We start from the raw sequence: 10,783 nt of genomic DNA, 5'->3' as shown, positions 1-10,783 counted from the left end.
CCTGTCTGGCCTGGGCAGTCTCACTGACCCCAGTCGCGGAGGTCGACTTCGACCGCAGTCAGGGAGAGCGCTCGTTCGGGCGTGACCTCATCGACGCGCAGGGTCAGCAGGCACTCAGGGCAGGCAAGGGTTTCGCCGGCTGTGAGGTCTTCGGCTTCGATGGTGAAGTCGCACTCGGGGCAGGTTCCTGCGAGCTGGGTGGTTGCATCAGACATGGGTAGCCTCCTGAAGGGTTGTGTGGGTGAGATATGTGCGGGCGAGTTCAGCGATCTGGTGCTCGTCGATCTCGTTCCGTCCGTTGGTCTCCTGGTGCTCGACCAGCCAGGCGGTGAACTCGGATAGGTCGATGTCCAGGGTGGTGTCGGCGCGGTCGAGGGCGACCTGCACGAGGGCTGGTGTGATTCGGGTGCGAACTCTCAGGGAACGGTGGTTGCCGACCGTTTCGGGACCCAGAGTTTCGTAGGCGGTCGGGTGAGTCAGCTGACCGGGGAGTTCGTATGCGAACGCGTGGTCAGTCGTGGGGCCGGATTGGAACTGATTGCCGAGGCCTGAGCCGGCGAGGGCGATACGGGTGAGGTCGGTCAGCGGCGTGAGGTCATAACGGCGGATGCCGTATGTGATGCTGAGCGTGGCGAGCACCTCGGCAAGTGGCGCGTTTCCTCCCCTCTCGCCGATTCCACCAACTGTGGCCGAGACCCATTGAGCACCTGCGCGGCAAGCAGCAATGGAGTTGGCGACGGCCATCCCGAGCATGTTGTGGGAGTGGATCTCGACCTCGCCCTTGTCCATATCGACGAGAGGTCGGACCTTCTGCTCCATTTGCCAGGGTGTGAGCGTGGCAACGGTTTCGGCGAGCCGGAAACGGTCACCGCCGGCGTCGAATCCGCTGGCCACGTAGTCACGGAGACGCTGATCTTCGGTACGAGCTCCATCTTCGCCGCTAAACACGACGGTCATTCCGTGTCCTTTGGCGGTCTGAATTGCGTGGCGGGCGAGGTTCATAACGAATGCCGCGCTTCCCGATGCAAGCTTGAGGGCGGCGTGCTCCTCCGAGGTCGGAATAGAGAACATGACGGTCTGAACGTCGAGTCGCTTGGCTTCCTTGAGTGCCTCTTCTACCTGCCTTTTCGTACGTACCATGACAAGCGACATGGCGCGCTCTGGACCGATTGCGTCGTGGACTTCGCGTATGAGTCGCGAGTCGGCGGAGTTTGATCCTGAGATCATCCCGACCTCCACGAGCTCGACACCCACACTCGTAAGCAACTGCGAGATCTTACGCGCGTGGCGTGGATTGAATTCGACCCCGGCCATATGAGCGGAATCTCTGAGCGTCGCATCGGACAATCGAGGAATCTGTGGCAGTATCTGCGAGTTTTCTCCGGTGGTCATTGCGTGTGTTCCCTTCGCGGTCGGGAAACCTTGAGTAGTGATGCCTCTGAAAGACAGTCACCCTTGGGTTCTTTGACGGATGCGTGCGCATTTCCAGCTTCCCGATGTTTCACGACAATGAACAACACGTGATATGTAAAATCTTCGACAAACAATCATCAACGTTCGCGCTAGTTGTCACGTGAGCGTCAATCTGAGACCTCGTTCAACATCGAGGCGCCGCGTTGACGCCAAAGGGTGACTCAATACGGTGCTCACGATGGGCACCGTGGATGATGCTGGCCGACAGTTTCGCAATGCCACGACCGACGATGGTCGGTTCCGGCAGCGGAGCTCCGCTGTGCGGGCGAACCCTGAGTGCCATGGATGTGATGGGAGTCGATCTAGACTCCGCCCAAGCGGCGAATGGGCCAGACAGGCATCGAGTAGACGTCGCTACCCCGTCCACCGTCGCCACCCCGAGGGTCGACGGACATGCGGGGACGGGGGCAGTGGTGTCGTAGATTAGTGCTTCTAACGTCATGAGGAGAGTGATGGGCGCCACAGCGAGGTATGTTGATCCTGAACCGGTCGGCAGTGGGCCTGCGGCTGGCCTGGGAGCTAAATGAGTCGCGAAAGGATGTGAACAAGCGATGATCAGATCGGGGCGAACGTCGTCACCACCATGCACGTGGCAGCCACGAAAGCAGGACGCGGTTGCTATGGTGCTCTGCCCAATCAGTCACAGCTCAGCGTTGAGCGGCCGCGGGAGCCGCAGTCAGTGCCAAGAGCTAGGCGAGCGGCGGTACGGTGGCCGCTCGCCGCATCCGGGGAAGGTCATGGAATGGTCGCCATACTGAAGACCGTTGGGGCAGCGCTCGATGGTGATGTGACGAAAGGGCTGCTCGCGCTCGGCCACCAGATCGTCGCAGTTCCCCTCGAGGAGTTATCGAAGAGGATCACGCAAGAGACAGAGTTAGTCTTGCTCGATATGGGTTGTGACGAGACCCAGGCAATCGAAGTTTGCCGGCGCGTCCGCGAGAAGACGAGGGCCCCGATCATCGCGGTTACGGGCGAAACGTCCGATATGTTCGTAGTGCTCGCACTTCGTGCCGGAGCGGACGATTGCGTCAACGGGGATTGCAGTGTCCATGAGCTTGCCGCGCGGATTGAAGCGGTGACCCGACGAGGCCTTTTGAAGACCGTGGCGAATGAGTGCAGAGCCCTTGCGCTCGGCGGGGTTCATGTCGATCCCACAACACGATCCGTCCATGTGAATGGCTCAAAGGTTGCCCTCACGAATAAGGAATTCGAGTTGATCCGTCGACTTGTCTGCAACTCCCCGCGAATTGTGAGCCGGGAGGACTTGATTGAATGCGTGTGGGGTGACACTTGGGCACCGCGGAGCCGAACTCTGGACACACACATCAACAATCTGCGCGTCAAACTGGGTCCGACGGTGTGTATCAAGACTGTTCGGGGGATTGGGTTCCGTCTAGAGACGGAAGTCGTTGGTTCACCGAATGACGAGGAATCCCCCCCCCCCCCCGCAGAATGACATCCAAGCAGAATGACATCCAACGGGAGCCCCGCACAAGGAGTTCAAGGAGGATCCCCCCCCCCGAGTGACGGCAGCATCTAGCTTGGATCCGCGTGGTTCGAGAAGGGGTCGGAGCCTCACAAGCAGGTGTCGCTGATAGAAGCGAACTCTGAATTTGAGAGTTGTCCTCATCAGCCTCTAAGTCGTTATACGGTGTGAGCTTCGAACACGAGTTGGCGTTCAGGGTGTCACGGTCGTGGGTCCGAACAAAGAGAGATCTGAAAGCTTCTTCGCTCCCAGACTGCTCCAGTTTCCCGACAGGCGATGGGCGGTAACCGCGGATGCAAGGTTCGAACTTATGGCGAGACGGCCGTCTCGCCTGAGGTCACGCATGACAGCAAGCGTCCGCATACCCGTGCCAGAGAACAGGAATGTCGTATTCTCTGGCACCTCCGTCGATAGCAGATTGTCGCGAATACTTTGGGCTGTGATGGCGTATGGGTTAAATCCGACTTCGGCGCCCAGTTGCATGGTGCCTTCGACTTCGACACCAGCCTCACGCCAATACCGTTCGGCAACGTTGGTCAGCCAAGGTTCGTAAGGGGAGACAAGGAATACCGAGGAAACTCGAGTCTCAGTTAGATAAGCGAGGAGTGCCTGTGTCGCTGGAACGACGGGGTACCCGGCTCGATCCGATAGCTCTGCAGCAAGCTTTTCGTCTTTTTCAGGCCCAAGCAAGTAGTGGGAGCCTGTACAGGAGATTATCTGTCCTGAGAGTTCCATTCCGTCAAACCCGTCGATGGCTTCTGGGACCACCTCGTTGTAGTAGGAGAGCATGCCGTGTAGGTCGCGCCCCGGCGTTGGCGGAAACCGGGCGACAAAGGTGTCAAGGGCAGTTCCGAGCAGTTCTCTGAGCTCAGGCTCCAGGGTGGGATTGGCAGGGGGAACGATGAAGCCGACTCGGCGCGCGTCATCCGGCATGAACGGAACCTCTCTTAGCATGAGTGAGCTCGATGAACGGGACTTCACTCAGCTTGCAACGTTGACACTTGTGTGAAGGTCAATGCACGTGGCAGACGAGGTTCGGCGGGGCTCGAGGACGTGGACCGAGACGGCTGCTGCTCGCAGGTCGTCATGGTCCGCCCAGAAAGTGGTCGAACCTGAACTCGGAGCATTCGACGGAGTCCGCCGGCAGCACAGCTTGCAGGCCTGAATCTGTCACCCGAGACGGGCGATGGGATGCTCACTTCAGCCAGCTGGGCCGATGACACGTCGTTACAGGTCGCGCTCAGGATATCGGCGCTCAGAGGTGCGCTGTGGCGGAGGGGTCACAGCCGAGGAGTGCTGCGCCCGTAGACGCGAGTAGGCCCTCAGGGCCGCGCGTCGCTCGTCCGCCTGTTGCGGGGACTTCACTTCCTCATCTGCCCCTAACGGCGCCGGCCCATGGATGCCGTAGCGCTGCCGGTACAGCGCAATCGTCACCGCGTAGCCGCGCAGCTGCTCGCGCTCCCCCACTATGGTCGACGGCGTTTCGAGCTGAGCCACCCAGGCGGCCTCATGTTCTATCGCCTCTTCGAGAGCAGCACTAGCCGCCGCGACGATCATATCTTCGCGTTGGCCCAGTGCAGTGCTCAGGTCCTCGTCCAGGGGCCCTGCGGGACGGGCGATGAGACCAGCGACCCGTCCCCGAGTAGAGGTTCTGCCGCGGGGCAACTGGACCGTGGCGGTATCGATCATCGAGGCCAGCTGTACGGCGGGGTCGGCGTCGTCACTGGCTGGTTGGAGACGTGGAGCTAGTGCGGTGAGGATGCGGGTGGGCGAATGCCCGGTCGCTTCGTGGCGGGTGATGGCGGCTTCGAGTTGTTCATAGTGCGGGCTGGTGAACACGTCGTCCGCGACGGCTTCAGGGAACGGCGCGACGTCCAGATAGGTGGCCACCCGCTCGACCTGCGCTTCCCGGGCAAGCACATCGTACTCATCCAGCAGCGTGGCCAGAGAGGCGTGCCGGTCGACTTCCTGCTTCAGGGTCTCGGTGGCCGAAAGGTCCGCCTCGCTGCGGGCCAGCACGCGATGCAGCTGCTCGATCCGGGTTAGCGGTTCCGTCGTCTCCAGATGGGGTTCGATCTCATGGGGGTCCGGCTGGAGGATGTAGGCGGCGTTGTTCTGCTTGCCCCGGGTCATTGCCACGTAGAACAGCTCGCGGGATGCGATCTCGGGGTCGACGAGGGCGTGGGCGGTATCCACGCTCGCACCCTGAGCGCGGTGGACTGTAGTGGCATACCCCAGCTCGACTTCCTCAGCCACGTACTGAGCAGGCAGAACCAGCTCGGAGCCTGCGGGCTGGTCGCCCGAGCCGAGGCGACGGACTGCCAGTCCTCCGTCGTCGAGACGACGCGCTACCTGCCAGCGGTCTCCGTTCTTCACCCAGGACCGGCCGATGCTCAGCTTCCGCTCGTTGGACCGCGTCACGATCAGATCCCCCACCCCGGCAGTCGTCCCATCGTGCAGAGCGGCTCCGTCGCGTTCGACGGCCCCGGCGGCAATGAGGTCCTCACGGGCGCGGGTGTTCAGTTCGGCGACCATCTCGGCGTTGCCCGCGATCATCAACGTCGACAGCCCCTCGCTCCGGTCGTGCTGCCAGTTGGTGTAGGCGGCGTCGAGCATGGCTTCTAGGCTGCCGTCGGTGAGCCTCCCATGGTGTTCGTAGTCGTCGAGGACGTCCGGTTTGCCATGGCGCAGGTCGAGGCTGGCCTTCTTCTCCCACTCGTGGATGAACCGGCGCGCGTCGGTCAGGGTGGGCACGTTGGAGCGGTGGCGCACGAGCATGCCGAAGGCGCCGCCGGTCTCGACCGAGCTCAGTTGCGCCCAGTCGCCGATGAGTACGAGTTTCGCCCCGACCTGAGCGGCATGGTCGGCGATCCGGTCCAAGGTAAGGGTGCCGGCGAGACTGGCCTCATCCAGGAGGATCAGTTGGCCAGGGCGGAAGTCCCAGCGGTCCTTTCTGTGTTCGTGGAGGAATTTGGCGGTGTTCTCGGCCCGCACACCGAGGGAGTCGCCGAGGACTTCCGCCGCGGCCGCCGACGGTGCGAGACCGATGACCGAGTCCTTGCCGTGGCGGGCGATCCACGCCCGTCGCAGACCCCGCAACGCAGTGGTCTTACCGGCACCGGCCGGGCCGACCAACAGGTCCAGACTCCGGCCGGAGCGAGCGATCCGGGTGATGGCTGCGGCCTGGTCAGAAGCGAGGGTGACGCCCTGGATCTTTCGGAAGAGGTGCCGGGTCACCAGCCTGGTCGGCAGACGTGCAGCGGTGGTGTCCTCGGAGTGGGCGAGCAGGCGTTCTTCGGCGTCGAGGATCTCCTGGCTGGAGTAGGCGATCTGGTCAGTCGACTGGAAGCGGTTCCCGTTCTGGTCCCGGTAGTGCCCTGGCAAAGCGCGGTCGTAGTCCGGGGTCAGGCGCAGCGACTGTGCCTCGGCACCGGTCACGATCTGGTCTAGAACGGTGGTGCGTTCGGTCGGGGTGGTGAAGCGGGTGGACATGAGCTGGCGCATGGCTTCGGCGTGCAGGTTCCAGCGGGTCCAGGTCGCGCGGCGGTCGGCCACCGTCATGAGCACGAGCATTGCGAGATCCTCGATCCGTTGCGGGTCGATGTCATCGGCGCGCAGCCGCCCGCTTGCGGTGGTTTGCGCGAGCAGGGTGTGTGCCCAGATGGTTGCATCGGTGCCGAGCAGGCTGGTTGCACGCTCGCGCCAGTCTGCGGTGAGCTCGGCGAGAGAGTGCAGTTCTTTCTCGGGTCGAGTCTCGAGAGTGGCTTGCTGGCGTAGCCGGGCGATGGTGTCCGGGCTGGGTCCATGGCCGTGGGTCTTGGTGTACTCGGCGATGAGACGGTTCTTCGCCTCCTCGATGCCCTCCACTCCCGTGCTGCCACCGGTGGTGCGGCGGGAGAACTCCGTGATCAGCTCCGGCGGGACGCCGGTGAGCTCCCATCCGGTGTTGCGGTCCTTGCCGCGGTCGACGGCCTCCCAGCTCAGGCCGAGGAGGTCTGCGGTGTGGTCGGTGAGGTAGGCGTTGTAGGAGGCAGACAGCGCCACCGTCGCCTTGTGCAGTCGTCGAGAATCCAAGGTCCGCCACTTCCCGTCTTCGCCTTGGACTTTGTTCGAGACCACGAGATGCGTATGCAGTTGGGGGTCTGATGCTCTGGAGTCGTAGTGGGCGAAGGCCACGGCGATGACGCCGGTGACGGGCATCCGAGCGATCCCGCCCTTGCCGACCCGGGTGGAGGCCACCCTCTCCTCGAGCAGCGCCACCGTGTCCCGCATGGCCGCGTGGTGTGCTTGCGCGAGGAGCTCTTGCGTCGGGGCATCGGCCACGCCCCACAGTGCGCTGAGTGACTTCGGAGGTGAGAACGTCAGGTCGAATCCTGCAATCGCGGTGCGCGGCTTGCGTGCAATTTCTTCCTCGCGGATGTCCTGGATCGCAATCTCACGTTGCGCGGTCGGTAGCCCGGAGCTGAGCTTGGCAACCCGGTCGGCAATCCTCTGGCGTGGTGGCGGCAAGGCTGGGTAGGCGTGGCCGAGCTTCTGCCCGGTGATCGGGTGCACGCCCTGGCCGAGGAGGCGGACGAGGTGTTCTTCGGTGACGGTCGCTCCCTCGGGAATGCCGGTGCCGGTGCCGTCGTTGAGGGCGTTGAGGCCGGTGCCGAGCCAGGTGCCGGGCGGACTGCCGGACTCGGTGTAGTAGCGGGTCAGGGGCGTGCCCATGTCTCGGTCGCCGTCGCCGGCGGCCACGGTCTTCAGGAGGTACTCGTAGCCGCGGCCTGAGGACATGGGGCGGATCGTCATCACCACGATGGCCCCTCTCCGAGACGGGCTCAGGAAGGGGCCGCCTCAGCGGGCAGGTGCGCGCAGCGTACCGAGTCGCACCCTGGTGCCAACCGTGTGTGGATCTCTCTGTGGTCGAAACGCTATGGGAGTGGCGACTGCACGTCGCGGTCGCAGCGGCTTAGTTCTCCATGGACAGCAAGGCCATCGATACGCAGTCCTCTCCTGCAGGATCTGTCCCGTGGGGAGGGCCGCTGCAGTAGCGATTCGTAACTCAGGGCCAGGGCGCCGGGGGTTCGAGTCTCCAGGCAACCCGGAGATGACTCTCACCGCACCACATCCCGTGCGAATCCAGCGAGACCGCCTCCCCAGTGGCAGTCGACATCACGATGTCCCGGTGCGCGTCCGCGGTCGGCGAGGGTGTTGAGGCGATGCCGAAGGGCATCGCTTGCAGCCCCACCCCTAGGGCCTTGCCAGCAGCCTCCTTGGCTGTCCAGATCTCAGTGGCGGTGCACTCCTCCGCAACCTCGCCTACAAGCTCCCTGCCCTCCTCGGGGGACCATGCCCAGGCAAGATCGGAGCAGGCCTGCCGGGTGAGTCGCTGTTCGACGTCGACGCCAATTGGCACCCCCGCGACCACGACCACGGTGGTCGCCGGGGAGTGAGCTACTGAGAAGTACCGACCCTCATAGAAAAGAGGGAAACACCGCTCTGAGCTGCGAAAATACTGCCGCGCCTGGGATCCAAGAGCGTACTCCACTAGGCGAGCGGCCACGTCCTCGCCGTCGACTGAGGGGGCACGCCAGAGGCCGCAGTCCGGGGGTGATCTGCGACATACTTCGAAAAATTCTCCGTCACGACTTGATGCATGCACATGCACTAGTCTAGGTTGATGCATGTACATCAATCAAAACGCCGAGAGGCCAGCACCTGGCAGCCAGGAGAGCCCACTCCTCTCGGACGAGACGAACAGGAAGGAGCACCCATGACCCTGACTGCGACAACTGCCAAAGCAGCGGCACCTCGCCTCGAGCTGTCCGCCGGAACCATCGTCGAAGGCGAGGACAAGCGCACCGACGACGTCGCCAGCCTCGAGTACGGGATCTACCGCGCGACCAAGAACCGTCGGCTCATCGATGAGTGCGCCGAGGTCCTCAACCGCGGAGGCGTGGCAGCATTGGTCCCGACCACAGCCACGGAGACCTATCTGAAGTCGGTTGCCGAGCAGGTCGAACAGTTCGCTCGGTCCCGGCACCAGGCAGAGGGCACCGCAAGCGGCGGGATCCTCGCTCTGCCCACCTCCGGCTCGACGGGCACCCCAAAACTCGTCGCCATCCCCGTCGCAGGGCTTGTGCAGTTCCTCCAGTGGGGACAGGACTACTTCAACTTCGACGCGACGACCCTCTCCCTGAGCCTGAGCCCCTGGAACTTCGACGTCTCCCTGCTGGACACCTGGGCAGTTCTGTCCTCCGGTGGCACCGTGGTCGCCGCCGAGGCCGCACGACTGCACGACGCTGCCTACCTGGCGCGCCTCCTCGATGAGCACCGGCCGACCTTCGTCCAGGTCGTGCCGTCCACGTTGGACGCGCTGATCAACGCCGCAGGTGGCGCGACCTACCCCTCGATTCGCAATGTCGTGCTCACCGGTGGAGTCGTCGCACAGCCAGCGCGTGCCGCCGCGGCCAAGTTGTTCCCCGAGGCAACCTTCCACAATGTCTACGGCGCAACCGAGGTCAACGACTGCCTCATCGAAACGCTCTCAGCCCAGCAGTTCGCCGGCACTGAGACGTTGCCGCTCGGCATGCCGATTGCCGGCTGCGAGATTTACCTCGATGCCGACGGGGAACGCCAGCCGCTCCATGAGGCGGCTGAGGCAACTCATGGAGAGTTGCTCGTACGCACCCCATGGATGGCTGACGGCTACATCCACGAAGGCAGCATGACGCCCTTGCCCGTGACGGCCGATGCGCTCTATCCGATGAAGGACCAAGCCCTGTGGGCCAACGGACAGCTGATGTATCAGGGCCGACGCGATCGAGTGGTCAAGGTCCGCGGTCAGCGCGTCAACCTCGAAGAACTCGAGAACGCCGCACGCCGGACAGGGCTGGTGGGAATGGCTTGCGCTTGGCTGACGGACACTGCACCCGCCGAAGAACTGCACATGGCCTACACCACTCCAGACCATGGCACAGCCACAACCGGACTGCAGCTACGCATGGCGATGAGCGCGACTCTGCCCGCCTTCGCGATGCCGAACCACCTCCACGCATTTGCCGGACCGTTCCCGCTGAACGGCAACGGAAAACCAGATCTTCCCACCATCAAGTCCCGAGTAGAAAGCGAGTAACTCATGCCCACCATCAACGACGTCAAGCAGTACATCGCCGAAACCTTCGCCACCGACATCACGGCGGACCAGCTGCCCTCCGATGTCGATCTGCTGAGCACCGGCATCCTCACCAGTGTGACCACCGTCCAGCTGCTGGGCTGGTGCGCGAGGACCTACAAGATCCCGATCAACACCATCCCTATCAACCCCGATGAGCTGAAGACGCCAGAAGGCATCGCCGGGTTCATCGAGACCAACCGCACCGACTCCGTGACTGCCTAGTCCACATATCCCATCAACCATCAGACACATCAACTCAATTTAGAAGGAGTACCACCATGTTCACCAGGTCCAAGAATGACGTTTCCGCCGTCGAGTGGGGCAACGGCACCAGCCACCGCCTTCTGGTCGAAAAGGACAACATGGGCTTCGCCGTCGCCCACACCCTCGTGCGAGCCGGCACCGAGTCCAAGCTCGAGTACCAGAAGAACCTCGAAGCCTGCTACTGCATCCGCGGCTCGGGCAACGTCGAAGACACCGAGGGCAACTTCTTCGAGGTCACCCCTGGCGTGGTCTACGTCCTGGACGGCAACGAGCCGCACTACCTGCGCGCGTCGGACCACGAGGATCTCGAGCTCGTCAGCATCTTCAACCCGCCGATCCGCGGGGACGAGAAGCACGTCCTCAGCGCCAACGGCTTCAGCACCTACTGAGGAGGCGAG

9 protein-coding genes are annotated in these 10,783 nt (G+C 63.2%); 4 read left to right on the top strand and 5 right to left on the bottom strand.

Annotation, left to right across the window (positions count from 1 at the left end; translation table 11 throughout):
* Window positions 1–20: 20 nt before the first annotated feature.
* Window positions 21–215, bottom strand: a complete 195-nt coding sequence (locus FJ887_RS04475) for a paraquat-inducible protein A (RefSeq protein ID WP_140954753.1) — start codon at window positions 213–215, stop codon at window positions 21–23.
* Window positions 208–1,392 carry a hydroxymethylglutaryl-CoA lyase-like TIM-barrel protein gene (locus tag FJ887_RS04470; protein WP_140954754.1) on the bottom strand — a complete coding sequence of 395 codons (1,185 nt, stop codon included), beginning with the start codon at window positions 1,390–1,392 and terminating at the stop codon, window positions 208–210. The genes FJ887_RS04475 and FJ887_RS04470 overlap by 8 nt, the downstream gene beginning before the upstream one ends.
* An 823-nt stretch (window positions 1,393–2,215) precedes the next feature.
* Here FJ887_RS04470 and FJ887_RS04465 point away from each other — a divergent pair.
* Entirely contained in the window at window positions 2,216–2,929 is a 714-nt protein-coding gene (locus FJ887_RS04465) for a response regulator transcription factor (RefSeq protein WP_250786152.1), read from the top strand.
* 222 nt (window positions 2,930–3,151) lie between these two features.
* On the opposite strand, the gene FJ887_RS04460 is transcribed toward FJ887_RS04465, so the two are convergent.
* The 3 genes from FJ887_RS04460 to FJ887_RS04450 form a co-directional block, all read right to left on the bottom strand.
* Window positions 3,152–3,892 carry an aspartate racemase/maleate isomerase family protein gene (locus FJ887_RS04460; RefSeq protein ID WP_140954756.1) on the bottom strand — a complete coding sequence of 247 codons (741 nt, stop codon included), beginning with the start codon at window positions 3,890–3,892 and terminating at the stop codon, window positions 3,152–3,154.
* A gap of 294 nt (window positions 3,893–4,186) precedes the next feature.
* Complete coding sequence (gene mobF / locus FJ887_RS04455; protein WP_250786166.1) at window positions 4,187–7,753, bottom strand: MobF family relaxase; 3,567 nt, start codon at window positions 7,751–7,753, stop codon at window positions 4,187–4,189.
* A 253-nt stretch (window positions 7,754–8,006) separates the two neighbouring features.
* Window positions 8,007–8,507, bottom strand: a complete 501-nt coding sequence (locus FJ887_RS04450; protein WP_219993817.1) for a 4'-phosphopantetheinyl transferase superfamily protein — start codon at window positions 8,505–8,507, stop codon at window positions 8,007–8,009.
* 210 nt (window positions 8,508–8,717) lie between these two features.
* Between FJ887_RS04450 and FJ887_RS04445 the strand changes: the two genes are divergently transcribed.
* The 3 genes from FJ887_RS04445 to FJ887_RS04435 are packed head-to-tail and all read left to right on the top strand — an operon-like array spanning window position 8,718 to window position 10,774.
* A complete protein-coding gene (locus tag FJ887_RS04445; protein ID WP_181365606.1) occupies window positions 8,718–10,079 on the top strand; it encodes an AMP-binding protein in 1,362 nt (453 codons plus the stop codon).
* A 3-nt stretch (window positions 10,080–10,082) separates the two neighbouring features.
* Complete coding sequence (locus FJ887_RS04440; RefSeq protein ID WP_140954759.1) at window positions 10,083–10,343, top strand: acyl carrier protein; 261 nt, start codon at window positions 10,083–10,085, stop codon at window positions 10,341–10,343.
* A 56-nt stretch (window positions 10,344–10,399) separates the two neighbouring features.
* The gene (locus tag FJ887_RS04435) at window positions 10,400–10,774 is read left to right on the top strand and encodes an ectoine synthase (protein WP_140954760.1); all 375 of its coding nucleotides are present in this window, start codon (window positions 10,400–10,402) and stop codon (window positions 10,772–10,774) included.
* The last annotated feature ends 9 nt before the right edge of the window (window positions 10,775–10,783 follow it).

Origin of the sequence: Brevibacterium sp. XM4083, assembly GCF_006489205.2 — a bacterium.
Taxonomy (GTDB): domain Bacteria; phylum Actinomycetota; class Actinomycetes; order Actinomycetales; family Brevibacteriaceae; genus Brevibacterium.
Note: the sequence above shows the minus strand (reverse complement) of the source record. Positions and strands in the feature narration are given on the sequence as shown.

What these genes read in the sequence shown, in the direction of transcription:
- FJ887_RS04465 (WP_250786152.1), top strand. Translation starts at nt 2,216, where the DNA reads ATGGTCGCCATACTGAAGACCGTTGGGGCAGCGCTCGATGGTGATGTG.
- FJ887_RS04475 (WP_140954753.1), bottom strand. Translation starts at nt 215, where the DNA reads ATGTCTGATGCAACCACCCAGCTCGCAGGAACCTGCCCCGAGTGCGAC.
- FJ887_RS04460 (WP_140954756.1), bottom strand. Translation starts at nt 3,892, where the DNA reads ATGCCGGATGACGCGCGCCGAGTCGGCTTCATCGTTCCCCCTGCCAAT.
- FJ887_RS04440 (WP_140954759.1), top strand. Translation starts at nt 10,083, where the DNA reads ATGCCCACCATCAACGACGTCAAGCAGTACATCGCCGAAACCTTCGCC.
- mobF (WP_250786166.1), bottom strand. Translation starts at nt 7,753, where the DNA reads ATGACGATCCGCCCCATGTCCTCAGGCCGCGGCTACGAGTACCTCCTG.
- FJ887_RS04470 (WP_140954754.1), bottom strand. Translation starts at nt 1,392, where the DNA reads ATGACCACCGGAGAAAACTCGCAGATACTGCCACAGATTCCTCGATTG.
- FJ887_RS04445 (WP_181365606.1), top strand. Translation starts at nt 8,718, where the DNA reads ATGACCCTGACTGCGACAACTGCCAAAGCAGCGGCACCTCGCCTCGAG.
- FJ887_RS04435 (WP_140954760.1), top strand. Translation starts at nt 10,400, where the DNA reads ATGTTCACCAGGTCCAAGAATGACGTTTCCGCCGTCGAGTGGGGCAAC.